The organism is Arthrobacter sp. 05N429, assembly GCF_056397045.1.
Genome location: NZ_JBFTMQ010000003.1, coordinates 21,056 through 47,395 on the forward strand (window position 1 = coordinate 21,056; position 26,340 = coordinate 47,395).

The window sequence follows — 26,340 nt, forward strand, 5'->3', positions numbered from 1 at the left end:
GTGAGCGGCTCTTCGCAGGTGGCCTACCTCTGGGGCACTCCGGCGGCGGACTCTGCTGCCGCCAGCGCCTCGGCGAACGCCGCCACGGCGGACTGGTAGTTCGCCGTGTTGCTTTCTGACTTGGCCTGTTCGGCCCTCCGCCTCGCCCTGATCATGGCCGCGGTGGCAGGGAAAGCAGTATCGGACATCGCCGGAAAATCGAACTGCAGTTTCGGGTCAACCTCGTAGGCCAGCCACCGGCTGTCCAGAAGTTTGTGCCGCGCCGCAATTGAGCTGAAGGCCTGAGCGTCAAGCAACGACACGCCGCTCAGGCTTCCGGGGGTCACGCCAGCGGCCTCCTCGGATTTCCGGGCGGCCTCTTGTTGGCGCTGAAGTGCTTGTTCGGTCCCCAGCCCTCCGGAGCCCTTGAGCCGGTGCTTGAGAACCATGTTGTTCTCGTAAACCCGGACTTCCTCCGGGGTCATGCTGTCGAGCTCCGTAGCGCTTCTACTGACCACATCGGCAGGGCCCCTCCGGCTGGCGATACTGCTGTCCGGGACGGGGAAAAGGTACTTGCCGCCCAGGAAGCCCCCGAGTAAAACACCCACGACAGCCCAATCCGGCAGGTCTGCCGAGCCTGTCGACCCGGCAACAAAAAAGGCGTTCAAGTTGGTTAAGCCCTGACCTGTGGTGAATGTCAGGCGGGTCTTTCCAAGGCGTCTGACCTTGCGGTGTCTGCTGCGCTGTTGGAAGTGAAATGAACGGGCCTTTGCGATCCAATCGCGTGCTCGGTTCACCAGTTGCGGGCTTTCAGTCATGATGACGAGGTTACCGGTCACCTCAGACACTCGACGGACGTCGTCCCTCGGCCTGTCTCCGGTCGAGGAGCCACTGGAAGGGCTTTACAAGAACGCGCAGGCAGGCCCAGCCGGCGTCGTTACCTTTGGCGCCATGCCGGCGCCGCAGGCGGTCCGCTCGCGGCGCCGGCTTCCATCACCCGGGTGCCTGGCCGAGGAAGGCCGTGATTTGCTGCGCCATGGCCGGTGCCTGCGTCCAGTGGAGGTAGTGTCCGCCGGGGAGCACAACCACCGCATGCTGCCTGACGTTCCGCAGCCGCTCCTCGTGCAGTGCCCGGTTCGGAGGAGTTCCCTTGTCGTCAGCCAGGAACGTCAGGACGGGCAAATCGTCCGGGTAGCGGAGTCCCTGCACCTCGTGGGCATTCTCCGCGATCCGGTTTGTCTCGTCGGCGACGGCGGGATTGTCGTAGTTCCAGCTGGTCATCCGGCGCATCTGTTCACGTTCGGCCGCCGTGTATCCGTCGCCGTCCGGTTCGACCAGGGCGGGGGCAAGAGTGCTGGCCCAGCGGACTATTCCCGTGGTGGAGAGCAGGCGGCCCCAGTTGACGCCGTCCGGAGCGGCCCCGGCGTCCGGATGACCGGCTCCGGCTGCGGGGACTGTGGGATCTATGCCGACGACGGCCGATACTTCCGTCCGGTATTTGTTGGCGTAGAAGAGGGTGTAGAAACCTGCGATGGAATGACCTGCGAGGATGTACGGTCCGCCGACGTGCACTTTGGATAGGGCTTCATGCAGTTCCGCGGTGATGTTCTCGACGGTCCGTTCCTTGGGGGACAAGTCGCTGTACCCGTAGCCGAATCCCTCGACGACCACCACGTCGTAGCCGCCCAGCTCCCGGATGAGCGGGGCGAAGTCGAGGGCCGGAGCCGCAGTGCCCAGCCCGCTCAACAGCACGATGGTTTTTCCGGGGCCGGCGGTTCCCGTGCCCGGTTCGCCGGGGCCGCGACCGCCGGCGGTGCGGTACACGTTGAGTGTTCCGTGGCTGACCGGCACCCTTTCCCCGTAAGGTGCGGTCGAGGAACGCTCGGCGTGTTCGATCACCAGGTTGGCCGTGGTTGACGCGGCAACCAGCCCGGCCAGGGTGGCAAGGACGACCCAGAGGTTCCGGAGCCTGCGTGAATTTCGGCTGGGGGCGGGGGCGGTGATGGTCATGACATTCCACTTTCAAGGCTGAAGGTGCGGTGGGGTGCGGGTGTTTTTCTGGCCGGTGATTTACGGGCCACGGAGCGGATCAGTCCGGGCAGCGCCCCGATGCCGACGGCGGCCGCCACCGCCAGGGCGCACAGCCACAGGGAGCGGGTGTCCGTCGCGTCGGTTTGTAGCTGGAGTCCGGCGGTGGGGTAGTCAATGAATTTGGCCGTCGAAGCAGCCGCAGCGCCGCCTGCATGCCGGGACAACTCTTCGAGGGCCGCATCGAAGGCCGTGCCCTGGTGCGAACGTTCCGGCAGGGCGGTTGTGCCGAGAGGCCATTTCGCCGCCCAAGCGGTGAGCCGCGCGTCGTCTGCGGCGGTGCCTGGCAGGATCAACCGGTCCATCGCCGGCCCGTCCGTGGACGGAAGCGTCGTGAGCAGGATCATGCCGTGCTGGGTTGTGATGGACGGCGTGGCGGCAACAGCAACCGTTCGCGCGGAACCGGAGACGGCGTACACCTCGAAGGGCGCGACGGCGTCGATCTCGCCGATTCCATCGGTCAGGCCGATGCCGACGGTGGGCCGGAACCAGGGGAGTGCGGCGTTGAGCGCGACGGGCGCGTCGCTGGCGCTGAAAGCCTGTTCGGGGATGGCCGTGCTGCCGGACGGTGACCAGCCCGGATAACCGACCTCCGCGCCGACCCGCGCAGCTTCCGCCGGCCCGGCGAGGTCGTGGATCAGCTGCAGTGCCCCGGGGATGCCGGAAGTCACGCCGGCCGTCGTCGTAATCCGGCCGTCCTGGACGAAGCGCTGGCCGCCAACCCACTGCACGCCCGGCCGGCTCTTTTTCAGTGAACCGATCCGTGACCAGTGCGAGGTGGCGCGGTGCCCGTCGAGCACCCCGGTTTCGGCGAGCAGCACTGACCCGGCGCAGATCCCGAGAATATGGATGCCCCGGGCAGATTGCTGGGCGATCCAGGATCTTGTGGCGGATTCGCTGTCCTCGGACGGGTTCTCGACGGCGGGCACCACCAGGAGGTCCGGCGCGGACGCCGCACCGCTGTCCACCTCGGAGAAAGTGCTGGCGGGCATGACGGCGGGACCTCCCACAAGCCGAACGGGCAGTCTGGTTTCGGCAACTGTCGATACGGTGAATTTGGGCGACCGGGCGAAAACCTCATAGGGGGCCAGCACATCGGCCGCCTCGGTCCCGCTTCGACCCAACACGAAGGCAACGTGGATCGTTCCGGCCGCCGGGTGGAGGGCGCCGGCAGCAGCCTCGACGGGACCGGCCTCCGCAGCGTCCAGACCGTTGTCGTGCCTGATCGCCGCGGTGCCGGCCAGCAGGACGGAGGCGAGGGTCGCGCCCCCGAGCGTGACGGCCAAGGCGGCACGCCCCAGTCGGTGCAGTGCCCCTGAATATTTGTTCATAGGTCAACGCTGTCAGCTTCGGCCCGACCGTGGGAGCGGTAAAAACGCCTACCTTGAAAAGAATCCTGCTTTCGGAGGTTCCGGAGTCGGCCAGGTAGGTACAGTAACTGCATGCATCATGTCGTTGCGCTGGCGCTACCCGGGGTCGTCGCCTTCGACCTCGCCATTCCTGCGCAGGTCTTCGGCCACGAGGACGAACGGAAACGCTATTCGTTCCGGATCTGCGCGGCAGAGCCCGGCATGATTGCCACGACGTCGGGATTCTCCATCTACGCCGCAGAGGGACTCGACGCATTGGCTACAGCCGACACGATCGTGGTGCCGGGATTCGAACCCCTCAACGACCCTCCTGCACCTGTATGCGACGCGCTTCGTCGGGCGGCCGCCGGCGGGACCAGGGTCGTCTCGGTGTGCACAGGTGCTTTTGCCCTGGCAGCTGCCGGGCTCCTGGATGGTAAGCGGGCAACCACCCACTGGAGGAATGCGCAGCAGCTCCAGACCCTGCACCCTGCGGTGACCGTTGACCCGGAAGTCCTCTACGTTGACGACGGCGCCATCAGCACCAGCGCTGGCGTGGCAGCCGGCATCGACTTGTGCCTTCACCTGGTCCGCAAAGACTATGGAACAGAAGCTGCCAACCGCATCGCCCGGCGCATGGTCGTTGCGCCCCATCGCGAGGGCGGGCAGGCCCAGTTTATTGAACGTCCAGTTGCTGTGCCGCTGGCCCAATTCGGCTCAACATGCACCTGGGCCCGCCAGCATCTGGCGGAGCCGCTCTCCGTGGGGGACATGGCCGCCCACGCCGGATGGGCGCCGAGCACGTTCGCCCGAAGATTCCTCGCCGAGGCCGGGACGACGCCGCTGCGCTGGCTTACCGGCCAGCGGATCGCCGAGGCGTGCCGGCTGCTGGAAACGACCGATCTGACCATGGAAGCGGTCGCAGCCAGGAGTGGGCTGGGAACGACCGCCAACTTCAGGCTTCACTTCATGCGTGAACTCAACACGACACCGTCCAGTTACCGGCGCCTTTACCGGGGCCGTACCCGTACTTAGGCCGCAGCCAAGGGTTTCTAAGACACTTGAACCTTCAAGTAAAACCGGATACGATGATGTCATGACATCGACGCTCGAACGCCCTCCGGTTCTCTTCCTCAGCCATGGTGCGCCGCCGCTGGCTGACGACGCCACCTGGACCCGCGAACTCAACGAATGGTCCGGCACTTTCGACAAGCCCAAAGACATCCTTATGGTGTCCGCCCACTGGGAAAACGCCCCGGTCACGCTCAGCGCCACCGGGCGCAACCCGGGACTGGTCTACGACTTCGGCGGCTTCCCCCAGAAGTACTACGACGTCACTTACGACGCCCCGCAGGCTCCCGGGTTGGCCGCCGAGGTGGAGAAGCTCGTGGCCGGCCACGGCCACCACGTTGAGCGCGACGAGTACCGCGGCCTGGACCACGGCGCCTACGTCCCGCTCAAGGAGATGTTCCCGGGCGCGGATGTACCGGTGGTGCAAATGTCCATGCCCACCCTTGATCCGCAGGGCCTGTTCGATCTGGGCAAGTCGCTGGCCCCGTTGCGCGACCGCGGCACGCTGATCGTCGGTTCGGGGTTCACCACCCACAATCTGCGCTGGTTCAATCCCGCGGGCGGCCCCGACAGCACCCCGCCCTCGGTCTCCCGTGAGTTCGATCAATGGGCCGAGGAGGCAATGGCGCGCGGCGACGTCGACTCCATCCTGGACTTCCTCCACAAGGCCCCGGCAGCCCGCGAAGCGCATCCCCGCAGCGAACACTGGGCCCCGCTGTATGTCGCGCTCGGGGCAGCCTACGAGTCCGGCGACCTGCACGCCAAAACCGCCATCGACGGGTTCTGGTTCGGCCTGTCGAAGCGCTCCTGGACCCTGACTTAAGGCACTGAACGCGAAAGCCCTGCACCTTTCGGGGTGCAGGGCTTTTCGGGGCTGCGCCGGCCGGCTGCATTGGCAAACCAACGATCAGCTGTAACTCAGGCTCAACAGCAGCGCCTTGAGGTGGGCGTACTGATCGGTCGCCATCCAGGCCTTGGCCGCGCCGTGGTTCGGGAAGCCGGGGTCGTTGAAATGAACGCGGGTGAAAAGGCCGCCGTTCGCCGTGGGGATCAGGTTGCACCAGGACGAGACGCCCTCTCCTTCCTTCAGCGACCGGGGATCGGTGAGTCCCATGAAATACGCCTCGCCGTTCCCATAGTTTTCCGCAACGAATCCGAAGCTGGGTTCCGTGCCGTTCGGGGCCTTCATTGCCGGAACCGACGCCTGGTCCAAGACCTGGCGCGACACGGGGCCGCCCGCGCACCCGGCGGTGACGCCGTTGGCCAGGGTCAGGAGTTCGTTTCCCGCGGCGTCAGCGACAATCGCCTCGACCCCGGGGAGGCCGGCCGGCGGCTGTACCGTCCGCACCGTCCACGTCTCCGGATAGGCGAACGAGATGTGCCCGTCCGGGAAGGTGAAGGTCTTCAGCCCGGGAGACACGTGCTTCGCCGATGGGGTGGGAACTTTCGACGCCGGCACCGCACCGGTGGCGGGTGCCTCCGGCGCCGCGGTGGGCGTCGATGCGACGGTCAGCGTTGCCGTTCGGTCGGCCGTTCTACTTAGGGCAGGGTTCGAGGCGGCGGCAGGAGTGCCTGTCTGCGGCGCGCAGCCGGCAAGGGCCAGGCTGACGGCAAACCCTGCCATGGTGACGCTTGCGGCGAAGGCGGTGCGCTTGGAATTCATTGTGTAACCCCCATGTTCTTTGACGGCGGGCTGGTCGTCCCGCTCACTGACTAGGTTTCCCGGGCATGGCCCGGGATTACAGTCGGGGCGAAAGTTCTGCCCGCAGCGCCAGCTTGGGCCCGGTCGGGGACGTTGCCTGCGGCCGAGGACTCTTCCGTGGCCACGGCGCAGCTGATAGACCGATAGCTGCTTCATGAAGTATCCGGGCGACTGGGGAGGAACGATGACGCTCCGCGCGGCGAAACGGTCGGCACCGGCCGGAGCCGCTGCTGCGGCGGCGGGTTTAGTGACCGCCTACCTGGCAGTTGTGCGGCCCCGCCTGCTGCGTGCCGGCGCCACCCCAGGCGAAGCCGCAGGGCCCTATCCGGGGGACGGGCTTATCCCGGGCGGTACCCGGAGCGCCACCATGGCGGTGACGGTTGATGCGCCACGCTCGCGCGTGTGGCCCTGGCTGGTGCAGATGGGGACCGACCGGGGCGGGTGGTACAGCTGGGACCGGCTGGATAACTTCGGGCGCAGCAGCACTAGGTCTATTCGCCCCGAGTGGCAGGACATCGCTGTTGGCGACCATTTGGCGGGCACGCCGGACGGAAGCCAGTGGTGGGAGGTCGCGGCACTGGATCCGGAGCGGTTCCTGGGCCTGCGCATGTCGCTTGATCTGCGGGGCCGCCCGTTCGATCCCGTGGGGGAGCGGCCTCGATATTTCACCGACTCGCTGTGGGGATTCGAGCTGAAGGACGCGGCAGCCGGGCGCACCCGCTTGGTCGTCAGCGGGTACTGGTCGTTCCGGCCGAAATGGCTGCAGCCTGTTCTGAGTATTGTGTTGCTGGAGCCCTCGCACTGGATCATGCAGACCCGGCAGTTTGCGAACCTCAAACGCCGGGCCGAGTCAGGAAGCGCCTGAGTGGCTGCGGAATCTTCCGCCCCCAACGCCATATGCTGTGACCGCAACCATCGCCAGCAGCACGGAATACCAGGGGGACCAATGTCGACCAGCCAGTACGGACCGCAATACGCCTATCGGAACCAGGACCAGCAACCAGTGACCATGGGTCAGCTGCGCTGGTACATGGAGGGCATGCGGCACGCCCGGCTGGCCACAGTGTTCGGCATCCTGTCGATCTTCAGCCTGGGGGTCCTGTTCGGGCCGTTGGCGATCGCCCGGTCGAAGAAGGCTGAGGCCTACGGGGTGCCTGCTTCCGAGGGGCGGGTGCTGGGTTGGGTGGGGATTGGCTTGTTCGTCCTGTGGGTGGTCTTCTTCATCTTTTATATGGCCCTGATCTTCACGGTCATCGGGAGCCTCCCGGAGTCGGGCAGGACGTCCGCGTAGAAAGATCTGGCAGGCCCAAGGGGGCCGGGCGCAGATGCGCGCCTGGACAGGTCCATTGCCCGTAGCGGGGGCGGGCGCTCAACGCCCTAGGGCCTAGGGCATCGCCGGGCGGTTCCCTTCACGCAGCCAATCGTCGAAGAACTTGTCGAGCTGCCGGCCCGAAGCCTTTTCCATGACAGCCTCGAAGTCCTCTGTCGTCGCCGTCGAGTCGTTGTGCCGAGTGAGCCAGAACCGGGCGCCCGCGAAAAACGCCTTGTCGCCGATCTTGGCCCGCAAGGCGTGGAGAGCAGCGGCGCCGCGGAGATAGACCTGGCCGGCGAACAGGTTGTCACGGCCCGGGTCGGCAATGTTTAGCGCCCAGCGGTTTTCCGCATCGAGGTAATCGACAGCGTCCGAGAACTGCCGCGGCATCGTCGCCACGCCGCGGTGCTCGGCCCAGAGCCATTCGAGGTAGGTGGCCCAGCCCTCGTTCAGCCAGATGTCCCGCCAGTCGGAGGGGCTCACGCTATTTCCGAACCATTGGTGCCCCAGTTCGTGCAGTACCGTGTACTCACTCGCGATTCCCGAGTAGACCGGCCGCGTCTGCGTCTCCAGCGCGTACTCGACTGTGTCGTCGTCGACAATCGCTCCAAACGCTTCGAACGGGTACCGCCCGAACTGGTCCTCCAGGAACGCGATCATCTTCGGCTGCAATGCGAGTGACGCCTTCGTCTCCGCCAATTCCGCGCCGGTCACGCCGGCGTCGATGGCATTGATGATCGGCAGCCCGCGCGGCCCCTTGTCGTAGGACAAGGCAAAGTCGCCGACGCCCGCCGTCGACAGGTAGCTGGCCATCGGGTCTGATGCTTTCCAGGTCCACGTCGTCCATCCGGACTTCGTCGCCGGACGGCCGGAAGGCACGCCGTTCGCAACTGCTGTTTTGCCCTCCGGCACCGTGATGCGGAACGTGTAGGTTGCCTTATCTTCCGGGTCGTCGTTGACCGGATACCAGGTCGCAGCGCCCTCGGGCTCGTTGACGACCATCGCGCCGTCAGCGGTGGTGACCCACCCGTACAGGGCCCCGGTGGTGTCGAGCGGCCGGCCGGTGGTCCCGCCGTACTCGATGACGATCGTCGTCTTTTGTCCGGCCTTCAGCTTCGGTTCCAGCCCGATGGTGAGTTCCCAGATGCGGTTCGCGTCGTCCTGTTCCTGTGACCACTCGGCGCTGTTCCCGCCCTGCGATTTGCCGGGCTTCGCCGCCTTGCCGTCGACCCGGACCGACGTAACGTTGAGGCCCCGCAGGTCGAAATTGAGGGACTGCAGGTCCTGCTTCGCCCGAAGGGTGACGGTGGCGACGCCGGTGAGGCGGCCTTCGAGCACCCCGGGATCCGCCGGCGGGGCGTAGCGGAGGGCGAGGTCATAATTCAGAACGTCGTAGCCGCCGTTGCCGGCGTAGGGAAAGTACTCGTCGCCGCTGCCGGGCGCGCCGGCCACGTAGCCGGTACCGTCGTGCTTGGGGGCGGCCTGCGCCGTGCCGCTCACCGCACCGACCCCGGCAGCCGCCAGCACGACGACGATCGCCGTTCGGCGCAGGCGGCCATTCCTTTGATAGCTTCGGGTTTCGATCATCTGCCGGTCCTCTCACGCATGGGGACGTCCAAGGTAGATCTGGACCTTAGCCCTCCAGCGGTATCGAGCGGAAGGGGTCCCTCAAGCGGGAGGGAAATAGTCCGGAGCCGGCGGCGTCCGTTCCGCCCTGGAGTGGAGTGTGAGAGTGCGACGGGGAACGGGGGCGGCGTGGCCAGTTACGGAATCCACACCGCCCCCGCGCTGTCCGGTCAGCTGGCCGGGATCACCAGGCCCTTGAACTTGGTCTGCAGGAAATCCTTCATGTCCTGCGAGGTCAGGATCTTGTACAGCTTCTGCACTCGGGGATCGTCCTTCATCTCGGCCTTCACGGCCAGGACGTTGTAGTAGGCGCTGTCCTTGCCCTCGACCAGCAGCTGCTTGTCGGCGCTCAGGCCGGCGGGAAGGGCAAATGCCAGCGTCACGATGGCCGCGTCCTTGTCGTTGAGGGCCTGCGGCAGGCTGGCGTTCTCGATCTCGGTGAACTGGAGGTTTTTCGGGTTCGCGGTGACGTCCTTGAGGGTGATCGGCTTCTCGCTGACCTCGATCAGGCCCTTGGATGCCAGCAACTTCAGGGCGCGGGATTCATTGGTGGGGTCATTCGGGATGGCGACCGATGCGCCGTCGGGCAGTTCCTCAAGGCTTTTCACGTCGTTGGAGTACAGGGCCATCGGCGGCAGGTACACCTTGCCCACGCTGACGAGGTCCTTGCCGGATGCCTTGTTGTAGGTCTCCAGGAAGGTGGTGTTCTGGAACAGGTTGGCGTCGATGTCGCCGTCGCTCACGGCCGGGTTGGGCGTGTTGTAGTCGCTGAATTCCTTGTAGTCGACGGTCAGGCCCTCCTTGGCGGCGAGCTCCCGCTGGACATGCTTGAGCATGTCCCCGGCCGGAACGGCCAGGGCGCCCACCTTGATGGTCTCGGCCGGGCTGCTGGTGGTGCCCGCGCCGCAGGCGGACAGGGCGAGGATGGCGGCGACGCCGGTGGCGGCGGCCTTCAGGATGTGTGAACGGAACATTGGGAAACTCTTTCGCAGGATGAATGTGTTGGGGGAGAGGAAATTTACGGGGCGGGGCGGCGGCTACCGGTGGGACAGGCGCCGCGCCGCGAAGTTGCCCAGGGACTGGAACACCTGCACCAGCAGGATCAGGAGGATCACGACGCCGAACATGTACTCGGGGCTGTAGCGCTGGTAGCCGTAGCGGAAGGCGACGTCGCCTAGGCCGCCGCCGCCCACGGCGCCCACCATGGCCGAGTAGCCGATGAGCCCGACGATAGTGGTGGAGAGGCCGAGGGCCAGTGCCGGAACCGCCTCGGCAACCATGACCTTCGTCAGGATGGTCCACCGCGTGGCCCCCAGGGACTGCGCGGCTTCGACCAGTCCCACCGGCACTTCGCGGATGCCGATCTCCACCAGCCGGGCGAAGAACGGGATGCCGGCGATGGTCAACGGGACAATGGCCGCGGTGGGCCCGATGAAGGACCCCGTCAGCAGGCGGGTGAACGGAATGAGCAGGATCATGAGGATGATGAACGGGATGGACCTGCCGATGTTCACCACAACGTCCAGCACCCGGTTGACGAAGATCCCCAGGGCACGGCTGCCGAACGGCTTGGACAGCAGGCCGCCGGACTCCGTGGTGACCAGCAGGACGCCGGCGGCCAGGCCGAAAACGACCGTGAACAGCAGGCTCAGTCCCACGGTGTAGAACGTTTCGCCCATACCCTTGAGGATCGTGTCCAGGAGGTCCGACCAGAAGTACGGGTCATTGCGGTCGATCACTTGATTACCTCCACGAAGAGTCCCTGGGAACGCAGATCGGCCACGGCGTCGGCCACGGTCCGCCCGTCGCCGGGCAGCTCCAGCCGGGTGCGTCCGGTCTGGCGGCCGTGGATGGTTTCCACCGCGGCACCCAGGATGCCGACGTCGATGCCGTGCTTGCGCGCCAGCTGGGCGATCACGGGCCGGTCCGTCGTGACCCCGTTGAAGGTGATTTCAACGATGGCGCTGGAGGTCTCCGGGATTTCCCCCAGCGGGAACAGCGCCTGGCCCAGCAGGGATTTCTCCGTCGTTAGCAGCTGCTCCACAGGCCCCTGCTCAAGGATCCGTCCCCCGCTCATGACGGCGGCGGAGTCGCAGATCCGCTTGACCACATCCATCTCATGCGTGATGAGCAGCACGGTCAGTCCCAGGTCCTTGCTGAGCTGGCGGATGAGGTCGAGGATCTGCCGCGTCGTTTCGGGGTCGAGCGCCGACGTCGCCTCGTCGCTGAGCAGGACGGCCGGGCTGGACGCCAGTGCACGGGCAATACCGACGCGTTGTTTCTGTCCGCCGGACAACTGTGCCGGGTAGGCAGCGGACTTGCCGTGGAGGCCCACGAGTTCGAGGATCTCCAGTGCACGGGTCCGCCGCGCGGCGCGGCCGGCGCCGGTGATCTCCAGTGAGAGCTCTACATTGGCCAGCACGGTCCTGCTGCTGAGCAGGTTGAAGTGCTGGAAGATCATGCCGATGTTGTGGCGGGCCTCGCGCAGCTCCGTGCCGGCGAGGGTGGTCATCTCGCGGCCGTCGACGCTGACGCTGCCCGAATCTGGGCGCTCCAGTGAATTGATGGTGCGGATCAGCGTGCTCTTGCCGGCGCCGCTTTGGCCGACGACGCCGAAAATCTCGCCCCGGCCAACGGACAGCGAGACGTCGTCAAGGGCACGGACCGCGGCCGTCCCGGAGCCATAGCTCTTGGAGACACGGCTTACGGAAATCATGGTGCTCCCTGTTGTGGCTGGAATCTTCACGGAAGCGTTTCCGCAGACTTGGGTTTAGACAATGGTCCGAACGCCGGGCACAAATTCTGCCAAGGAGAAGTTTGTGGCGCCTAATCCGAACTTCCATTAGCGAAATATTCGTTCTGGCCCCGGAAAATTCTGCGTGCGGGCCGGGGTGGGCCCGGAAGTGGCCGCAGCGGCCGGAAGTGCCCGGACAATCGGGAGCCCGGACAACTTCCGCGGCTGGATGAGAGCTTCGTCACGTGGAGCCGTCCGGTTGCGCGCGTTGCCGGCGTGGGCGGGGTGACGTTGCCTGGACACTTTGCGTAGCGGGGGCCCGGTTCCCGTGCAACCATGGGGACTCACTGACAATGCACCGTGAGGGGGCTCGATGAAATCCAACGAACTGCTGCTGGACGCCTTCGGCCGGATCCATGAGACCGTGGCACGAACTCTTGAAGGGGCGGACGGCCAGACCCTGGTCCGTCGGCCCGCAGGGAACGGAAACTCGATGGCATGGCTGATCTGGCACCTCAGCCGGGTCGAGGATGCGCAGCTCTCTTCCGTCGCCGGCCTGGAACAGGTCTGGACCTCGCAGGGATTTGCCGGACGATTTGATCTTCCGCTGTCCGAACGCGACACGGGTTACGGCCACTCGAGTGGCCAAGTCGACGCCGTGAAGGCCGCGCCGGGGCTGTTGCTCGAGTATTACGACGCCGTTCACCGTCAGACCGTGGCATTCCTGACGGACCTTGGCGACGACGACCTTGACCGCATCGTGGACAGGCGCTGGGATCCTCCCGTCACGCTTGGCGTGCGGCTGGTCAGCACCATTGCCGATTGCCTGCAGCATGTCGGGCAGGCCGGATATGCCAGGGGCTTGAACTCCGCGCCCCAAGCCTAGAAAGCGGTGGCGCCGCCTCGGCGTGCATCCATTGCCGCGGCAACCAGGCGATCAAAACTTTCGGTCCCGGTTTCCGGCGGGACCACGGTGAAGACCGCAAGCCATTTCTCGGGGGCGTTGTTGTCCAGCGATCCCATCCGCTCGACGTGCAGGTTCAACCCGGGCACCCCGTTGACGAGGAGCGGACGCCGCTCGCCGCTCTTGACCATGCGCTGAAATTCCTTGACCGACAATTGGTCGCCAGGGGTGTTAGTCACCTCCGCAATGGTGTCGTTGACCCGTTTGGTCAGCCCGAACATGAATGTCCTCCGGCCTTTGACGGTGGGAATGGTGAGCAGGGCGGCGAAGAAAACCGTAAACAACACGACGGCGCCGAAATTCCTGAGGCTGGGTATGAACATCATCAGGACGAGGCACAGGATGAGGCCGAAGACGCTGAACAGCACGAACTTGATCACCGGACTTTCGCCTGGCTTCCTCGACCACCGCACAAGAGCGACGGTGTTGTTGCGGGGCGGCTCGACCGGTGAATTTTCCATGATTAGTACCCCTTCAATTCCATCAGCGCTTCGGCCAGGATGACTGCCTCGCGTGCTTCTCTAAGATCGCTCAGCAGCCCCATATCGGGGTGTGCCGAGACGGCAACGGCAGAGCCGGCGAGTGCAGAAAAGATGCTGCTCAGCTTTTCCCGGTCCTGTGACAGCATTCGGGACGAGTTGAGTTTCAGCCGGCTCAGTTCAAGGTCCAGCAGCGACTTGTCGATGGCCTCGCGACGACCGTGCATCACCGACAAATTGTCCTGGACGCGCTGGACCCGGCCACGGAGCATCGATTCCATTTTTGCTGCCACGTCGTGGAGTTCGCTCAGCGCGGTGTGTGACTGCGGCGGCCCGGAGTGCCCGGCGAGTTGCTCTCCGACGTGGCGGCGCCGTCGTTCCCATTTCCGGACGGCGGATTCGTAAGGTCCCAAGAGCAATGAGGCGGCTGCCAGCGCCTTGTCCAGCGCTCCGGCCCGCGTGCTCAGGCTCATGGTGGCGGCATCCAGCCTCGACAGGAAGGCGTCGTAATTGTCAGGAGGCTGGGCGCTAGAGGTATCCACGGGCCGCTCGCACGAAATGGCGCGGTTCCCCTCGCCGGAACTTGCCCCCAACTCTCATGGCAAGAGAATAGAGGCTTCGGGCCTCGCGGCATAGGGTGCGGGCTGGAATCACGGCATTCCCCAACAGCGGGGTCATCGCCTCCTGCTCGCAGGTTCCGGCTGCTTCTTTGTCATGGAATCCGGCGGCGGGGGGAAAGACTTGGCAGGGTAGAGTCCTGCCACCTCGAGCATGTAGTTCGCCCACTGCGGGCCGGCGAGCATGTAGCCATCAATGCCCTTGTAGAACTTGCCATTGATGGTGACGTTCTGGCCGGGCCGCTTCTGGCCTTCCAGGGTGTCTCCGAAGAAGGACGCGGTGGCCATGCCGGAGGTGTAGCCGACCACCCACGTCGCGCCGTTGTTGTTGGAGGTGCCGGTCTTCGCGGCCACCGGGAACTGGCTGTGGACCTTGGGCTTGATATAGACGCCGGACCCGCGTTTCAGCACGTCCTGGAGGACGGAGTTCACGCCGCGGGCCACCTCGGGCTTGACGGCTTTGCGGCAGTCGCTGGTCTCCGCCGGGAACTTCCGTCCCGCCGGGTCGGTCACCTCCACAATGGCGATCGGGGCGCAGTACTCGCCGTCGTTGGCGAACGTGGCGAACGCATTGGCAAGGTGCAGCGGCGCCACTCCAATGGCACCCAACAGGTTGCCCAGCTGGTGCATGTTGATCTGGGCGTTGTCCAAACCGCTGTGAAGCCCAACGGTGTCGACCATCTTCTGGATGTTGCAGAAATCCAGCTGGGCGGCCTCCGCGAAAGTCGCCGTGTTGATGGAGTTGTAGAGCCCGTAGTCAACGGGCATGCGACGGTAGTATCCCTCGTCGTTGTTCTGGAGGTCGTCCGTGGCGTCGAGTCCCGCTTTTTTCTCCTTGGTGCTGTAGGCGCCGCGCACCTTTCCGCAGCTGGATTTCCACGGAAAATCGAGCGGATACGTCCTCTTGGAGGCGTCCACCATGGCCGTCAGGGTCTTCCCCGAGTTGAGCCATTCCGCGAACGTGAACGGTTTCATGGTGGATCCGGGCTGGAACCCGCCGGCGCCGTTCAGGTCATTGCCGTCCGCGTCCTTGGAATCGACGTTGAAGTTGAGCTGGGTATCAAATTTTCCGGGTTCGGGGAGGAACACGGTGTTCTGCGCCATCGCGAGGATCTTGCCCGTGCCTGGCACGACGGAGACCAGCGCCGCACCCCATTTGTCCGGGTTGGCCCCGGCTGTGGCGTCCACCTGCGCCTGCGCGGCCAGTTGCAGCCTGCTGTCCAGGGTGGTGGTGATGGTGAGGCCTCCGCGGTACAGCTTCCGCTGCCGGGTGGCGAGGTCGACGCCGTAAGCCGGATTGTTGAGGATCAGGTGAGAAACGTAGTCGCAGAAGTAGGGTGCAATTTCCGCGCCGGCGCAGCCCTGCCTGCCCGGCGTGATCTTGAGGTCGACGCCGGTGGCGATGGCGGCGTCGTAGTCGGCTTGGACGATCATCCTCTGGCTGAGCATCCTGGCCAGGACCTCGTCGCGGCGCCGGAGGGAGTTGTCCGGATAGACGGAGGGGTCGTAGAAGCTGGGGCTGTTCACCAGGCCGGCGAGGAGGGCGGCCTGCGGCAGGGTGAGGTCCTTGGCTGTGGTGCTGTAGAAGTAGCGCGCCGCGGCCTCTATGCCATAGGCGTCCCGGTTGAAGAACACGATGTTGAGGTAGCCCTCGAGGATCTGGTCCTTGGTGTACTTTTTCTCCAGTTCGATGGCCAGCTTGATCTCGCGAATCTTGTCCCCGACGGTCTTCTGGCCCCCGCGGATGACCTCGTCGCCCCGGTCCGCCGACACGAGGGACTCGGTGACGACGTTGGCGACGTACTGCTGGGTCAGCGTGGACGCGCCCTGCCGGCCACCGCCGGTCAGGTTGGAGGATAGCGCCCGCAGTATCCCTTGGGGGTCTACGCCGGCATGTTCATAGAAGCGCCGGTCCTCGACGGCGATGATCGCGTCTTTGATGTACGGGGACATTTCGGCCAGGCTGACCCGCACACGGTTCTCCGCGTAGAAGTTGGCGATCAGTTTGCCGTCCGCGCTCAGCACCTTGGTTGACTGCGACGGCGGTTCAACCGTCAGCCCCGAGGGGAGCTGGTTGAAGAAGATGATCGAGTTGCTGCCGGCAACTCCGGCGGCGGCAACACCGGGGACCACCAGGCCGGCGACCAGGACGCCGCAGAGCGCGCTCACTGTGAAGTATCCGAGAATTGCCCAGAGAGCCACGGCGAGACGAGATCGGGTTCGTCTTCTCAGCTCCATCTTTCCCCCACTTGTCACGCTCGAAAAATGTGGTCAAAAATGCCCCCGCTTCACCCCTGTCCGGATCGATTCAGATCCCGGAGCGCCTCACCGCCGTCGTCGGTTGTGGCGTTCTACCCGGTGCCGCAGTAATCCCATGTCCATAACATAGGACCGCCTGCCCGGTTGGCGCCACACCCTGATCGGATGAACCAGACAGAACGCGGGGAGAACCCGCGTTCTCCGTGGTGATGCCTTGACACTGACTTTGGCCCTCGCAGAAACTGAAAGGTCCAGGCTGCTCAGTGGAGCTAGGGAATGGAAAGACAATGGCCGGTTCAGATTCGTTCGTGATTGTGGTTGGTTTTGACGGTTCCGAGAATTCTCAGAATGCGCTGACGTGGGCTGTGGATGAGGCCCGGCAGCGCAACGGCCAGATCCGTCTGGTCACGGCCTGGAGCAAGCCCCCGCTTGCCTGGTATGCGGCGGTCCTGGAAACGGCCGCCGGCGAAATCGTGGCAGAGGATTCCCCGCAAGGAATCGCGGAAACCCTGCAGGCCGACGCCCTGAAATCGGCCGAGGACGCGGGAGTCGAAGCCACCGGGCAGGTCGTTCACAACGATTCACCGGCAGCAGCAGTGGTCGACGCCGCCAAGGATGCGGATCTGGTGGTGGTCGGCTTCCGCGGGCACGGCGGATTTCCCGGCTTGCACCTGGGCTCAGTCGCCACCCAGATCATCAGCCACGCACCGTGTCCGGTCCTCGTCGTCCGGCCCAAAGCCGCCTGAAGCCCGGACCGTCGTCGTCCGCAGTTGCTTGTGCCACCGGGGCCCGGGCGAACAATGGCCTGCCTGCCGGGGGAGTCTTCAGCAACCGTTGAAAGGGCGCGGGGGAGCGCCTACGATGTGGCCACAACCCCATTCTGGGGACCACCTCCGGGACCTGCCGTCAAAAGTGTCTTTGACACACTTTGCGTTGCCCGAGTCCTGGATATGACAGGACGGTAAGGGTCATGACCAAATATCTGTTCGAAGCGAACTACGTGGGCGAGGGCATCAAGGGCCTCATGCGCGAAGGGGGAACGAAGCGCCGTGATGCGCTCGTCGACGCCCTCAAATCCGTGGGAGGATCGCTCGAATGCTTCTACTACGCCTTCGGGGAGCGGGACGTGCTGGGGGTCTTCGAGGTCCCGGCGCCGGCCGATGCCGCCGCGCTTTCTCTCATGATCAATTCATCCGGTTCTGTGAACGTGCGCCTGAAGCCGCTTCTGACGCCGGAGGATCTTGACGATGCGGCGAAGAAGACGCCGACTTACCGGCCCCCCGGGCAGTAGGACACCGGGCCAGGCCGACACCGGACTCCGCTGCCCTGCGGCTACTAGTGGAATCGACGGGGGCAGTTCGGCGCCGGCCTGCAGGGGATCCAGTCGCGCCGCCGGATGCGAAAGAATGGCCCCATGAGTGATGCCGGCGACTTCATCGACCTTGCGCTCCAGCGCGAGTCGTCGTGGGGCCGCGCCGAGGAGTCCGAGGCCAGGCATGGAAGTGGCCACCGGTACTACGGCGCATCCGTCGGAGCCGTGCGCGGAACTGTCCGCGATGCCCTCCGGCGCTATCCGGGGCTCACGCACGATGACGTCACGGCGCTTAGCTCCGAGTTGTGGCAGGTGCCGGTCTTCGAACGCCGCCTCGCCGCCGTCGTCCTCCTGCAATCGAGCGTCCGGCTGCTGACCAACACGGACCTGACGCGGATCGAGGGCTTCGTCCGGAGCGCACAGCTGAGCGCCCTGGTGGACCCGCTCGCCACCGACGTCGTCGGCCCCCTGATCGCGGGTCTCGACGTCGTCGGCAGGGTCCGCGCGGACAGCGTTCTGGACCGCTGGGTGAGGGATCCTGACGGCTGGTTGCGACGCGCCGCCCTGATGGCCGGGCACGGGCCCGAGCTGGAATCTGACCGCCCTTAACGCCCGGGGAAAATTCCCTAGCTTCCCGGCCGGCGCTCCACCACGGCATAGGCTTTTTCGTCGAAGAACTCCCAGTCGGTGACCACCATGAAACCCAACGCGTCCACGCGGTCGTTGAGGACGTGGACATCGAAGCCGCCGTCACGGGGCTCAGCGTCCCAGGTGGAGACGTGGACCTCCCCGTTTTCCAGTACCAGCAGCTCGGTGTTGACGTTGAAGTCCTCCGGCGGTTCATTGCTCAGCTGGCAGATGGCAACGCAGTGCGTGTTGACGTCGGGATTGTTCATTTGGGGCCTCCGCTTCTGGGAACGGTGATGCCATTATCGTATTCCCGAATCGGCGTCTGGCGTGGGGAAAGACCGCCCGCAACCCCTTCCTGCCGTTACCTCAATGTGACATGCCGTGATCATTCCGTTACCGTTGTTAGGTGCCTGTTGTTTCCGAGACGGGCTCTCCCCAGCCGATTGCCTAACTCTGCCGCGGCCGTGGGGATAACTCGCAGCAACGTCCGGCAGAGACGGGGAAACCACTTTTGACCCACTGTTCGTCAGGGGTCTTGGGGTGAAGCCGCACGGCCCGCAATGATCGGGCCCGAGTGCGGCCGGGTGCCTCCCATCCGAATCCGACAGCTCACCTCGCAGGCATTGGGAGAGGCTCCTTTTAATGACTTTCAGCAATACCCATGCGCCCAAGCGCGCCGATCTTCGCAGCAAACGCCGTACCGCCGGGACCATCGGCCGCCAGGCCGCAGTTCTCGTCGCCGCTTCCGGAATGGTGCTTAGCGGCGCCATGGCCGCCAACGCAGCCGATGCGCCGGCCGAGCGCGGCGCCGCCCCGGCGTCGTCCGTTGACGTCAAGGGCCAGGTCGGTGCACCGGTCATGGCGGACTCCGCTGTCCAGATCACTTTCGAGCGCCCCGCCGTTGAAACGGCACCGGCCCCCGTGGTCGAGGCCCCCAAGCCCGCGGCCGCTCCGAAGGCCCCGGCAGCACCGGCCCCCGCCGCTCCCGCCGCCAAGGCGACGGTGAAGGTCCAGTCGACCCCCGCCCCCGCCGCTGCCCCGGCAGCAGGTGGAGTCAACGCCACACTGCTGTCCATGGCATACGGCCAGATCGGCATCACCCAGGACTGCACCGCCATGGTGGAGAAGGCCCTGAACGCTGCCGGCATCCCGGTCGGCAACATCGGCCCGACGGCCTTCCTGAAGTACGGCCAGGTCGTAGCCACTCCGCAGCCAGGTGACATCATCGTCCAGTCCGGCCACGTTGCCATCTACGCCGGCAACGGCCAGGCAATCAGCGGCGGCATGAACGGCGTCAACGCCACCATGGCGCACCCGCTGTCCTGGCTGACCGCCACCGGTCCCGTGACGTTCGTCCGCGCCGGCTAAGCAGTACCGCAAACAGCACGCAGAAGACCGGTCGATCGGTTGCCTTGGGGGCAGCGGATCACCGGTCTTTTGCGTGCGCGGTGTCCGGCTCGGCCGCGTACCGCAGCAGAACTACGCCGTTCCCGAAGGTGCGGCTCTCCAGCAGCCGGAGCGACGTCAGGGCATCCGTCTCCTTGAAAAGGGGGGTGCCGCGACCAATCAGAACCGGATGGACGTAGATCCGGTACTCGTCGATCAGGCCGAGCCGCCTGAACGCCGCCGAAAGGTTGGCGCCGCCCAGTGCGAGGTCGCCGCCGGGCTGGTCCTTGAGTTTCACGACGTCCTCGACGACCACGTCGCCCACCACCTCGGTATTCCAGCCGGCCTTCGCAAGGGTCCCGGAGTAGACGATCTTGGGCATGTCCCGCCAGATTCCGGCGAACTCGCTCTCGGGGGCAGAGTTCGAGGGGTCCTGGTCCGCCGTCGGCCAATACTCGGCCATCATCTCGTAGGTGACCCGGCCGTCCAGAAAGCCGCCCATCGTCCGGAGCAAGTCGTTGAAGTGGGTGTGCAGTTCCTCATCGACCCGATGCCAGCTCAGGTCCTGGTCCGGGCCCTCGATGAATCCGTCCAGGGACACTTGCATCATCAGAATGACCTTGCGCATCGCGGGCTCCTTCAATGGGCTGCAGGGGTTCCAGCGTACGACGCCGGGCGCGGACGCGGCGGGGGGATACTGCCCGAGGCCGGGCGGCAGCATATTGCCGGATTGGCCATCCCTGCGTCGGACGCGGGGCAAATGGCATCGGCTGACACAGACGCCCTCCGGGCACCGAACCTTGCGTTCAGGCCGTGCCCGGGGCAGAATGCATTAGATTTATAGCCGCACCGCGGTTCTTTACTTTCGAAGGAAGAGTATGCCTGCGAACCTGCCTGTGGCGCTTACGCACTTTGCGCTGCCCCCGATGTGCCGGCGGTGAGGCCGGGTGGATTCCTGGGGGCCAGGCCGGCATTACAGCAGCGGCCGACACACACATGAGACCACCGAGGGTGCGGGGCAGCGTGTGCTCCGGCGCCTTGGCGGGATCCGCCCACAGTTCCTGATCGTGCTGGTGACGGTCCTCGCCCTGATCTCGGCCGTGGGCGTTTACGCCACCGTCCAGTCCCGGGTATCGGTCGACGCCGGCGCTCCGCAGGCAGCGACCGAATCCGCCACTGCGGGTGCCGCTGGAGCGGCCGACGCACGGTCCGCCACCGGCGGGGCGCCGTCGGCAGCGTCACCGTCACCGCCGGATTCGACGCCGTCCCCGACGCCCGCCGCCGTCGTTCCTCCCAAGAGCTTCATCGGACCGGCGCTCGACGCGGAAATTAACGCGGTCATCCAAGCCAACAGCGCTTACCGGGTGGGAGTGGCCCTTATCGATCTCAGCGATGGGGAGGTACACGAGTACGGGGTGAAGACCAAGTTTGTGGCCGCCAGTACCGGGAAAGTCCTCGCCGCAGAGGCCTACTACCATATGGTGGAAACCGGCAAAGCGTCGCTGACGGCCCGGATGGGGGCGTCCACCGCGGGCCAACAGATCCGGCAGATGATCCAGCAAAGCAACAACGAATCTTGGGCGCTGATCCTGGCCGCCGTCGGCCACAAGGGACTGACCGACTATGCGGCCTCGCTGGGCATCCCCTATGACCGGACAGTGAACGGCCTGACTCCAGCAGAGATGGCGAAGACCCTCTCCGGGCTGTACAGCGGCCGGCTGCTCAACGCCGCGAACACCGCCCAGTTGCTGTCCTACATGCAGAACACCAATTACGAGACGCTGATCCCGGCCGCCGCGCCCCCGGGGGTCAACGTCTTCCATAAGTACGGTCTGCTCAACGGCAATCTCCACGACGCGAGCATCCTTGTGCAGGGGGAGCGGGCCGTCGTGTTTGTGGTCTACACCCTGGGCCGGGACATGTCGGACATGGCGGCACGGAGCCGTGTCATCCAGCAGCTCACCGGCAAGGTCGCCGCCGGGGTCTTTTGACGAAGCATCCGCTTCCCAAACGGGCCGTTCACTAAAGGGCCCGTTCCCCTAAAGGACACAGAATCGTAGGCTGGAGTACGGAGGTGAATGCCATGAAGGCAGCACAGGGAGACCGCATCATCATCCGTGGCACCACGGTGGAATCATCGGACCGGCACGGAGAAATCCTGGAGGTCAAGGGCGCTGACGGAGCCCCGCCGTATCACGTCAGGTTCGACGACGGCCACGAGACCATCCTGTTCCCGGGCGGTGATTTCGTCGTCGAACACGGCAAGACCTGACCCCGCTAGAAACTCGATGAGCTGCCGGAGCCGGAGAAGCTCCCGCCGCTGCCCCCGTAACCGGTGGTGCTGCTACCGCCGCCCCGGGCGCTGCTGACACTGCTGACGCCGGTGGTGAATCCGGAGTTGAAGGTGGGTACGGAGAAGAAGTAGTACGCGGGGTAAACGGTGCCCAGGATGCTGGGCTCGTACGCGCGCCCATACTTGGCCTTGCTTCCGGCCTGCGCGCTCTCCATTTCCTGGCGCATGAGCCGGGCTTCCTTTTCGTTTTTGGCGTAACCCTCGATGACGGTATCGGCATGGTTCTTGAGCAACTCGGACAAATGGGTGCGCGCGTCCCGCAGCCGGTCCAGGGCCGTCTCGGGAGTGATCGTTCCGTCCGAGAGTTCCGAGGTCCACCGTTCGAGCTCCCGGTGGCTTTCGTCCCGGAACGAGCGCAGCGCCGCCGCGGATGCGGAGTCGCCCTCGGCGTTGCGCTTGATGAGCATCTGTTCGATCCCGGCCAGGTCGGCGCGGAAGGGGGCCAGCTGCCGGTCCCAGGCGGGCGCCCAGGCGGAGCCGCGGTTGAGCAGGGCGTTGGTGTCCGAGATGACGTCGTCGAGGGCATCCAGTTCGGCGGCGGCGTCGGCGTAGCTCCGGAGAAGCTTCAGGTTTGGCCGCCTGCTGAGGCCTTTCGGCGACAGGGCATGGACCTGGTTGGAAAGGCCGGTGGCGGTGTTGTACTTCGTCATGAAGGTCCTGTGCTTCTCCAGCACCGTGCTGCCGTAGCGGGAGGCGTCCGGGATGGTGCTCGCGTTCAGTTCCGTGACCTGCAGATCCATGCTGACGTTGGCATAGCTGGCGTCGCCGCGGGCCAGCTCCTTACGGCTGCTGACCCGGGTCCGCCAGCGCACGATCAGCCAGGTGGCTGCGCCCGCGACGGCGGCAACCACGGTGGTCCAGGCAGCGACGAGGAAAGCCGTGGACCGGTACCACGGCTGGTTGATCAGCTCCGCCCCGCGCTGGATCCCGGCGATGGTGCCGTCCGTCCACTGGGCATCACGGAGGAGTTCCTTGGAGGCATCCTGGATGTCCTCGCGCTGTCCGGGCGAGACCTTCCGGTCCTCACCCATGTACGTCCCCACATGCCGGCCCACCGGGTCCAGGGCAAAGATGAAGAGCCCGTCCGCCCATTTCTGCCCGTCCGCGCTGATCCACTCCGGGCGCTCGGCGCGGGCAAACCGCAGGACCTCCTCGTTGAGGTTGTCCGAGGCCGAGCCGTTGTAGGTATAAACGGCCACCTTGGTGGGCTGGTAAAACTCGATCGCCCGGACGGCGGGCAGAAGCGTGTTTTGATCCAGCACCCCCGCCCGGTCCTCCACGACGACGTCGACCGGCGTGACGGCCAGCGCCGCCGGCCCCAAACCCACCAGCCCGGTCACCACCAGCAGGAGGACACCGAGGACTTTCCGCACGATTCCCATTTCCTGAGCGTAGTGCTTGCCGCGGGCGGCGTCGACGGACGCGCGCGGTCCCCGCGGTGCCGTTTCGGCTAGGCTGGCCAGGTCCGACGTGAAAGGGAATGCGGCAGTGTCCGAGGAAACTGAACGGCCGGGGCAGCCATGACACCCGCCACTCCGGTCGACGAACTGGGCGGTCTGGTCGGTTTCGCGGCGCAGGCCGTCGACGCGCTCGGCGAGTGGGGCGTGGGGCTCTTCACCCTGGCGGAGACGGTCTTTCCACCCATCCCCAGCGAGGTGATCCTTCCCCTGGCCGGTTTCCTCACGCGCCAGGGGACCATGAACATGGCACTCGTCCTTTGTCACCAGCACACTGGGCGCCTACGCGGGCGCGCTGCTGCTCTATTGGCTCGGAGCCCGGCTGGGGCTCGAGCGGTCGATCCGGTGGCTGTCCAGGCTTCCGCTCATGGACCGCGAAGACTTTGAGAAGGCCGCCGACTGGTTCCGGCGCCACGGCAGGTCTGCCATTTTCTTCGGCAGGCTGCTTCCGGGTGTGCGCAGCCTGATCTCGCTGCCCGCCGGAGCCGAGCGGATGCACCTCGGCACGTTCAGCGCGTTCACGATCGCGGGAAGCGTCATCTGGAACGGGCTGCTGATCGGCCTCGGCGCCCTGCTCGGTGCACAGTACCGGCTCATCGACGAGTACTCGCGTTTCCTCAACTATGCCGTCTATGCGGCCCTGGCAATCGTCGTCGGCTCGCTTATCGTGCGGGGCCTCCGGCGGCGGCGAAACAGCAGGTCAGGGCCGAATGGGGCCTAAAGGCACCGTGACGGAGGGCCCCGCCTGCTACATACTGGCGGCATGAGCCCAGCGGCGAAGGAACCCGAGCCGAACCAGCCAGAACCGGCCGCGGGTCCGGCTCCTGCACCGGGCCCGGCAACAGAACATCACCGGCCGGACCGGACCCTGCTCGCCATCCTCGCCGCCATCGCCGTCCTGGTGGTCGTCGCCCTCATTGTCGTCTTCACCCGCGGCGGGCCCGTCCCCGTGGACGAGGCCACCCCCGCCGGAGTGGTCCAGCGGTACTCTGCCGCCGTCATCGCCGGGGACGAGGCGGCCGCGGCCGCCTACCTGACTGACTCCGTCAAGAACCGCTGCAACACCGTGGAGCGGATGCCCGGGGACAACCTCCGCGTCACCCTCGTTTCAACGACCGAGCGGCCGGCCACCGCCGACGTCAAGGTGCTGATCACCGTCTCCGAGGGTGGCGGGCCGTTCGGGAACGCCGAGTACCAGATCGAGGACGTCTTTGACCTGGTCAAGACAGGCGACAAGTGGCTGATCGAGAACGCGCCCTGGCAACTGACGGTGTGCCCTGACCCGGCGGTGAAATGATGAGCGCCGACTCGGCTGTGGGTTCGGCCCAGCGGACCGTCCGCCGGCTGATCACGTACCTGCTGCTCTTCGCCCTGGTGGTGGTCGCCGCCGTCGGACTCAGTGGGCTGCTGCAGAGGCTCCTCGTGGCGGGTACCGAACTGGCGACGGCGGATGTGGCCGGGCTGGCGCGTTCGCTGGCCTTCGCCCTGATCGGCGGACCCCTCGCCGCGCTCCTATGGTGGGTTGTCTGGCGGCGCCTCGGCGACGACACAGAGCGGGCTTCCGTCGGCTGGGGCCTCTACGTGACCGGCATGTACGTGCTTTCCCTGATTCTGGCGGCGAGCAACCTGCTCAGTACGCTGACCACGCTGATCGGCGGCCGGTCGCTGCGGTGGCGCCCGTCCCTGGCCGCCGGGCTCGTCTGGGCCGCCGTCTGGCTCTGGCACCGGTGGATGTCGCGGCATCCCCGCAAGCGGCCGCTGGACCTGGTTGACGTCCCCACCGTGTTGGGCACCTACATCGGGCTGGTGATGGGCGTCAGTGGCGCAGTCGGCGCCCTGTCCACCCTGCTGGATGCAGCCCTCCGCGGGGCCACGGCGGCCGCAATGGTGGGGAAGCCGTGGGGGGTGTCCGCGCTGCAGTACCTTGTCTGGGCCGGGGGCGGCTGCCTGGTCTGGTGGTTCCACTGGAAGCACGACGGCGGCCGGCTGCTGCGCACCGGATTCGCCGGCATCGCCCTCATCGCCGTCGGAGTGCTGGGCGCCGGAGTGCTGACCCTGGGAGGCGCCGGCGTTGCGTTGTTCGTCCTGCTCCGGCTCGCATTCGACCGCATCGAATCGATGGAGCTGCTGCTTGAACCCCTGGCACCCGCGGTGGCCGCCGCCGCCATCGGCTCACTCGTCTGGGTGTACCACCGCGGACTGGCGCGCGGGAGTTCGGAGACCCTCCGACAGGGTAGCCGGCTGGTGACCTCGGGCGTCGCCCTGGTTGCCGCAGCGTCCGGAATCGGCGTGATCGTCAACGCCACGCTCGCCATGGCGGCCACCCCGCTGGCAGGGTCCGGGGCACGCACGCTCCTGCTCGGCGGCATCAGTTCGCTCCTGGTCGGAGGCCCGGTCTGGTGGCTCACCTGGAAACCGCTCGACCGGATCTCCGCGGCGGACGCCCGTGCCGCCGGCCATTCCGGAGACTGGCTGAACGCCCGGCGGGTTTACCTGATTGTGGTGTTCGGCCTCAGCGCCGTGGTTGCAGTCATCACCCTCCTGGTTATCGGGTTCCGGGTGTTCGAGTACTTCCTGGGCGACCTGTCGGGCGGCAGCCTGGTGGAAAGGATCCGTGCCCCACTCGGGTTGCTCGTGGCCACCGGGCTCGTCGCCGGGTACCACTTCGCGGTGTGGCGCCGCGAGCGTGCCCTCCTCGCGGCGGCGGGGACTGCCCGGAAACGCACCGTCGGGCACGTCATCCTGGTGACCGGCTCCGACCCGGCTCCGCTGCAACGGGTCATTGAGGATGTGACCGGGGCAGGTGTGACTGTCTGGCGCCGGGTCGACGCCGGTGCGGGCCCGGATGCCGTCGCGGGTGCCGTTGCCGACGCCGGCCAGCTGGCTGTTCTGCTGGCCGGGGAACTCGAGGGCGTGACCGGAAGACGCGTGCTCGTGACGGTCGGCCCGGGCGGCAGGATCGACGTGATTCCGCTGCTGGGCTGAGGGCCCCGGACCCACTGGTCAGGCCGGTCCCGCAGCG

The 26,340-nt window shown here is 66.0% G+C and carries 27 protein-coding genes, 1 pseudogene and 1 riboswitch; of the genes and pseudogenes, 14 read left to right on the forward strand and 14 right to left on the reverse strand.

From position 1 onward, the window contains the following. Positions 1–23 precede the first annotated feature (23 nt). From AC1DF4_RS07035 to AC1DF4_RS07045, 3 genes are all read right to left on the reverse strand, one after another. Positions 24–797, reverse strand: a complete 774-nt coding sequence (locus AC1DF4_RS07035; RefSeq protein ID WP_476912216.1) for a hypothetical protein — start codon at positions 795–797, stop codon at positions 24–26. 175 nt (positions 798–972) lie between these two features. Beyond that, the gene (locus AC1DF4_RS07040; protein ID WP_476912217.1) at positions 973–1,989 is read right to left on the reverse strand and encodes an alpha/beta fold hydrolase; all 1,017 of its coding nucleotides are present in this window, start codon (positions 1,987–1,989) and stop codon (positions 973–975) included. Beyond that, positions 1,986–3,398, reverse strand: coding sequence for a DJ-1/PfpI family protein (locus tag AC1DF4_RS07045; protein WP_476912218.1), 1,413 nt, complete (start codon positions 3,396–3,398; stop codon positions 1,986–1,988). Before AC1DF4_RS07045 ends, AC1DF4_RS07040 begins: the two co-directional genes overlap by 4 nt. Positions 3,399–3,509: 111 nt before the next feature. Between AC1DF4_RS07045 and AC1DF4_RS07050 the strand changes: the two genes are divergently transcribed. Then, positions 3,510–4,451, forward strand: coding sequence for a GlxA family transcriptional regulator (locus tag AC1DF4_RS07050; protein ID WP_476912219.1), 942 nt, complete (start codon positions 3,510–3,512; stop codon positions 4,449–4,451). A gap of 61 nt (positions 4,452–4,512) precedes the next feature. Next, the gene (locus AC1DF4_RS07055) at positions 4,513–5,310 is read left to right on the forward strand and encodes a dioxygenase family protein (protein WP_476912220.1); all 798 of its coding nucleotides are present in this window, start codon (positions 4,513–4,515) and stop codon (positions 5,308–5,310) included. Positions 5,311–5,394: 84 nt separating this feature from the next. Here AC1DF4_RS07055 and AC1DF4_RS07060 read toward each other — a convergent pair whose 3' ends face one another. Further along, positions 5,395–6,150: a hypothetical protein gene (locus AC1DF4_RS07060; protein WP_476912221.1), complete on the reverse strand. Its 756-nt coding sequence runs from the start codon at positions 6,148–6,150 to the stop codon at positions 5,395–5,397. 193 nt (positions 6,151–6,343) lie between these two features. On the opposite strand from AC1DF4_RS07060, the gene AC1DF4_RS07065 reads away from it, so the two are divergent. Next, positions 6,344–7,054, forward strand: coding sequence for a hypothetical protein (locus AC1DF4_RS07065; RefSeq protein WP_476912222.1), 711 nt, complete (start codon positions 6,344–6,346; stop codon positions 7,052–7,054). An 81-nt stretch (positions 7,055–7,135) separates the two neighbouring features. Further along, complete coding sequence (locus AC1DF4_RS07070) at positions 7,136–7,480, forward strand: hypothetical protein (protein WP_476912223.1); 345 nt, start codon at positions 7,136–7,138, stop codon at positions 7,478–7,480. Positions 7,481–7,573: 93 nt separating this feature from the next. On the opposite strand, the gene AC1DF4_RS07075 is transcribed toward AC1DF4_RS07070, so the two are convergent. From AC1DF4_RS07075 to AC1DF4_RS07090, 4 genes are all read right to left on the reverse strand, one after another. Beyond that, positions 7,574–9,088 carry a M1 family metallopeptidase gene (locus tag AC1DF4_RS07075; protein ID WP_476912224.1) on the reverse strand — a complete coding sequence of 505 codons (1,515 nt, stop codon included), beginning with the start codon at positions 9,086–9,088 and terminating at the stop codon, positions 7,574–7,576. A gap of 209 nt (positions 9,089–9,297) precedes the next feature. Beyond that, a complete protein-coding gene (locus tag AC1DF4_RS07080; RefSeq protein WP_476912225.1) occupies positions 9,298–10,101 on the reverse strand; it encodes a MetQ/NlpA family ABC transporter substrate-binding protein in 804 nt (267 codons plus the stop codon). Between the two features lie 63 nt (positions 10,102–10,164). Next, entirely contained in the window at positions 10,165–10,866 is a 702-nt protein-coding gene (locus AC1DF4_RS07085) for a methionine ABC transporter permease (protein WP_476912226.1), read from the reverse strand. Continuing rightward, positions 10,863–11,843 (reverse strand): methionine ABC transporter ATP-binding protein, encoded by a 981-nt coding sequence (locus AC1DF4_RS07090; RefSeq protein WP_476912227.1) that lies wholly within the window; start codon positions 11,841–11,843, stop codon positions 10,863–10,865. The genes AC1DF4_RS07085 and AC1DF4_RS07090 overlap by 4 nt, the downstream gene beginning before the upstream one ends. 391 nt (positions 11,844–12,234) lie before the next feature. On the opposite strand from AC1DF4_RS07090, the gene AC1DF4_RS07095 reads away from it, so the two are divergent. Further along, positions 12,235–12,747, forward strand: coding sequence for a mycothiol transferase (locus tag AC1DF4_RS07095; protein ID WP_476912228.1), 513 nt, complete (start codon positions 12,235–12,237; stop codon positions 12,745–12,747). Here the strand turns inward: AC1DF4_RS07095 and AC1DF4_RS07100 are convergent. The 3 genes from AC1DF4_RS07100 to AC1DF4_RS07110 form a co-directional block, all read right to left on the reverse strand. Further along, positions 12,744–13,286, reverse strand: a complete 543-nt coding sequence (locus AC1DF4_RS07100) for a hypothetical protein (RefSeq protein WP_476912229.1) — start codon at positions 13,284–13,286, stop codon at positions 12,744–12,746. The two genes, AC1DF4_RS07095 and AC1DF4_RS07100, sit on opposite strands and share 4 nt — an antisense overlap. Before the next feature lie 2 nt (positions 13,287–13,288). Beyond that, positions 13,289–13,846 (reverse strand): hypothetical protein, encoded by a 558-nt coding sequence (locus tag AC1DF4_RS07105; protein WP_476912230.1) that lies wholly within the window; start codon positions 13,844–13,846, stop codon positions 13,289–13,291. Positions 13,847–13,978: 132 nt separating this feature from the next. After that, a complete protein-coding gene (locus tag AC1DF4_RS07110) occupies positions 13,979–16,159 on the reverse strand; it encodes a transglycosylase domain-containing protein (RefSeq protein WP_476912517.1) in 2,181 nt (726 codons plus the stop codon). 308 nt (positions 16,160–16,467) lie between these two features. On the opposite strand from AC1DF4_RS07110, the gene AC1DF4_RS07115 reads away from it, so the two are divergent. From AC1DF4_RS07115 to AC1DF4_RS07125, 3 genes are all read left to right on the forward strand, one after another. Beyond that, positions 16,468–16,926 (forward strand): universal stress protein, encoded by a 459-nt coding sequence (locus AC1DF4_RS07115; protein WP_476912231.1) that lies wholly within the window; start codon positions 16,468–16,470, stop codon positions 16,924–16,926. Between the two features lie 224 nt (positions 16,927–17,150). Then, positions 17,151–17,471, forward strand: coding sequence for a GYD domain-containing protein (locus AC1DF4_RS07120; RefSeq protein WP_476912232.1), 321 nt, complete (start codon positions 17,151–17,153; stop codon positions 17,469–17,471). A 123-nt stretch (positions 17,472–17,594) separates the two neighbouring features. Next, positions 17,595–18,101, forward strand: a complete 507-nt coding sequence (locus AC1DF4_RS07125; protein WP_476912233.1) for a DNA alkylation repair protein — start codon at positions 17,595–17,597, stop codon at positions 18,099–18,101. A 17-nt stretch (positions 18,102–18,118) separates the two neighbouring features. On the opposite strand, the gene AC1DF4_RS07130 is transcribed toward AC1DF4_RS07125, so the two are convergent. After that, on the reverse strand, positions 18,119–18,388 hold the full coding sequence (locus AC1DF4_RS07130; protein ID WP_441404263.1) for a hypothetical protein: 270 nt from the start codon (positions 18,386–18,388) through the stop codon (positions 18,119–18,121). Positions 18,389–18,588: 200 nt separating this feature from the next. Continuing rightward, positions 18,589–18,759: riboswitch (cyclic di-AMP (ydaO/yuaA leader) on the forward strand. A 5-nt stretch (positions 18,760–18,764) separates the two neighbouring features. Between AC1DF4_RS07130 and AC1DF4_RS07135 the strand changes: the two genes are divergently transcribed. Beyond that, positions 18,765–19,490, forward strand: coding sequence for a hypothetical protein (locus tag AC1DF4_RS07135; protein ID WP_476912234.1), 726 nt, complete (start codon positions 18,765–18,767; stop codon positions 19,488–19,490). A 58-nt stretch (positions 19,491–19,548) separates the two neighbouring features. Here the strand turns inward: AC1DF4_RS07135 and AC1DF4_RS07140 are convergent, their stop codons facing one another. Then, positions 19,549–20,136, reverse strand: a complete 588-nt coding sequence (locus AC1DF4_RS07140; protein WP_476912235.1) for a dihydrofolate reductase family protein — start codon at positions 20,134–20,136, stop codon at positions 19,549–19,551. Between the two features lie 397 nt (positions 20,137–20,533). Here AC1DF4_RS07140 and AC1DF4_RS07145 point away from each other — a divergent pair, with 397 nt between their 5' ends. After that, complete coding sequence (locus AC1DF4_RS07145; protein ID WP_476912236.1) at positions 20,534–21,499, forward strand: serine hydrolase; 966 nt, start codon at positions 20,534–20,536, stop codon at positions 21,497–21,499. Positions 21,500–21,591: 92 nt separating this feature from the next. Beyond that, positions 21,592–21,780: a DUF1918 domain-containing protein gene (locus tag AC1DF4_RS07150; RefSeq protein WP_476912237.1), complete on the forward strand. Its 189-nt coding sequence runs from the start codon at positions 21,592–21,594 to the stop codon at positions 21,778–21,780. Between the two features lie 5 nt (positions 21,781–21,785). Here the strand turns inward: AC1DF4_RS07150 and AC1DF4_RS07155 are convergent, their stop codons facing one another. Continuing rightward, positions 21,786–23,243 carry a DUF5129 domain-containing protein gene (locus AC1DF4_RS07155; protein WP_476912238.1) on the reverse strand — a complete coding sequence of 486 codons (1,458 nt, stop codon included), beginning with the start codon at positions 23,241–23,243 and terminating at the stop codon, positions 21,786–21,788. Positions 23,244–23,381: 138 nt separating this feature from the next. Between AC1DF4_RS07155 and AC1DF4_RS07160 the strand changes: the two are divergent. The 3 genes and pseudogenes from AC1DF4_RS07160 to AC1DF4_RS07170 all read left to right on the forward strand — a co-directional run bounded on the left by AC1DF4_RS07160 (position 23,382) and on the right by AC1DF4_RS07170 (position 26,303). Beyond that, positions 23,382–24,039, forward strand: a pseudogene (locus AC1DF4_RS07160) (DedA family protein). Between the two features lie 42 nt (positions 24,040–24,081). After that, positions 24,082–24,615, forward strand: a complete 534-nt coding sequence (locus AC1DF4_RS07165; protein WP_476912239.1) for an LpqB family beta-propeller domain-containing protein — start codon at positions 24,082–24,084, stop codon at positions 24,613–24,615. After that, positions 24,612–26,303 (forward strand): DUF5671 domain-containing protein, encoded by a 1,692-nt coding sequence (locus AC1DF4_RS07170; RefSeq protein ID WP_476912240.1) that lies wholly within the window; start codon positions 24,612–24,614, stop codon positions 26,301–26,303. The genes AC1DF4_RS07165 and AC1DF4_RS07170 overlap by 4 nt, the downstream gene beginning before the upstream one ends. Positions 26,304–26,340 lie beyond the last annotated feature (37 nt).

What these genes read in the sequence shown, in the direction of transcription:
- AC1DF4_RS07035 (WP_476912216.1), bottom strand. Translation starts at nt 797, where the DNA reads ATGACTGAAAGCCCGCAACTGGTGAACCGAGCACGCGATTGGATCGCA.
- AC1DF4_RS07040 (WP_476912217.1), bottom strand. Translation starts at nt 1,989, where the DNA reads ATGACCATCACCGCCCCCGCCCCCAGCCGAAATTCACGCAGGCTCCGG.
- AC1DF4_RS07045 (WP_476912218.1), bottom strand. Translation starts at nt 3,398, where the DNA reads ATGAACAAATATTCAGGGGCACTGCACCGACTGGGGCGTGCCGCCTTG.
- AC1DF4_RS07050 (WP_476912219.1), top strand. Translation starts at nt 3,510, where the DNA reads ATGCATCATGTCGTTGCGCTGGCGCTACCCGGGGTCGTCGCCTTCGAC.
- AC1DF4_RS07055 (WP_476912220.1), top strand. Translation starts at nt 4,513, where the DNA reads ATGACATCGACGCTCGAACGCCCTCCGGTTCTCTTCCTCAGCCATGGT.
- AC1DF4_RS07060 (WP_476912221.1), bottom strand. Translation starts at nt 6,150, where the DNA reads ATGAATTCCAAGCGCACCGCCTTCGCCGCAAGCGTCACCATGGCAGGG.
- AC1DF4_RS07065 (WP_476912222.1), top strand. Translation starts at nt 6,344, where the DNA reads ATGAAGTATCCGGGCGACTGGGGAGGAACGATGACGCTCCGCGCGGCG.
- AC1DF4_RS07070 (WP_476912223.1), top strand. Translation starts at nt 7,136, where the DNA reads ATGTCGACCAGCCAGTACGGACCGCAATACGCCTATCGGAACCAGGAC.
- AC1DF4_RS07075 (WP_476912224.1), bottom strand. Translation starts at nt 9,088, where the DNA reads ATGATCGAAACCCGAAGCTATCAAAGGAATGGCCGCCTGCGCCGAACG.
- AC1DF4_RS07080 (WP_476912225.1), bottom strand. Translation starts at nt 10,101, where the DNA reads ATGTTCCGTTCACACATCCTGAAGGCCGCCGCCACCGGCGTCGCCGCC.
- AC1DF4_RS07090 (WP_476912227.1), bottom strand. Translation starts at nt 11,843, where the DNA reads ATGATTTCCGTAAGCCGTGTCTCCAAGAGCTATGGCTCCGGGACGGCC.
- AC1DF4_RS07095 (WP_476912228.1), top strand. Translation starts at nt 12,235, where the DNA reads ATGAAATCCAACGAACTGCTGCTGGACGCCTTCGGCCGGATCCATGAG.
- AC1DF4_RS07100 (WP_476912229.1), bottom strand. Translation starts at nt 13,286, where the DNA reads ATGGAAAATTCACCGGTCGAGCCGCCCCGCAACAACACCGTCGCTCTT.
- AC1DF4_RS07110 (WP_476912517.1), bottom strand. Translation starts at nt 16,159, where the DNA reads ATGGAGCTGAGAAGACGAACCCGATCTCGTCTCGCCGTGGCTCTCTGG.
- AC1DF4_RS07115 (WP_476912231.1), top strand. Translation starts at nt 16,468, where the DNA reads ATGGCCGGTTCAGATTCGTTCGTGATTGTGGTTGGTTTTGACGGTTCC.
- AC1DF4_RS07120 (WP_476912232.1), top strand. Translation starts at nt 17,151, where the DNA reads ATGACCAAATATCTGTTCGAAGCGAACTACGTGGGCGAGGGCATCAAG.
- AC1DF4_RS07125 (WP_476912233.1), top strand. Translation starts at nt 17,595, where the DNA reads ATGAGTGATGCCGGCGACTTCATCGACCTTGCGCTCCAGCGCGAGTCG.
- AC1DF4_RS07130 (WP_441404263.1), bottom strand. Translation starts at nt 18,388, where the DNA reads ATGAACAATCCCGACGTCAACACGCACTGCGTTGCCATCTGCCAGCTG.
- AC1DF4_RS07135 (WP_476912234.1), top strand. Translation starts at nt 18,765, where the DNA reads ATGACTTTCAGCAATACCCATGCGCCCAAGCGCGCCGATCTTCGCAGC.
- AC1DF4_RS07140 (WP_476912235.1), bottom strand. Translation starts at nt 20,136, where the DNA reads ATGCGCAAGGTCATTCTGATGATGCAAGTGTCCCTGGACGGATTCATC.
- AC1DF4_RS07150 (WP_476912237.1), top strand. Translation starts at nt 21,592, where the DNA reads ATGAAGGCAGCACAGGGAGACCGCATCATCATCCGTGGCACCACGGTG.
- AC1DF4_RS07155 (WP_476912238.1), bottom strand. Translation starts at nt 23,243, where the DNA reads ATGGGAATCGTGCGGAAAGTCCTCGGTGTCCTCCTGCTGGTGGTGACC.
- AC1DF4_RS07165 (WP_476912239.1), top strand. Translation starts at nt 24,082, where the DNA reads ATGAGCCCAGCGGCGAAGGAACCCGAGCCGAACCAGCCAGAACCGGCC.
- AC1DF4_RS07170 (WP_476912240.1), top strand. Translation starts at nt 24,612, where the DNA reads ATGATGAGCGCCGACTCGGCTGTGGGTTCGGCCCAGCGGACCGTCCGC.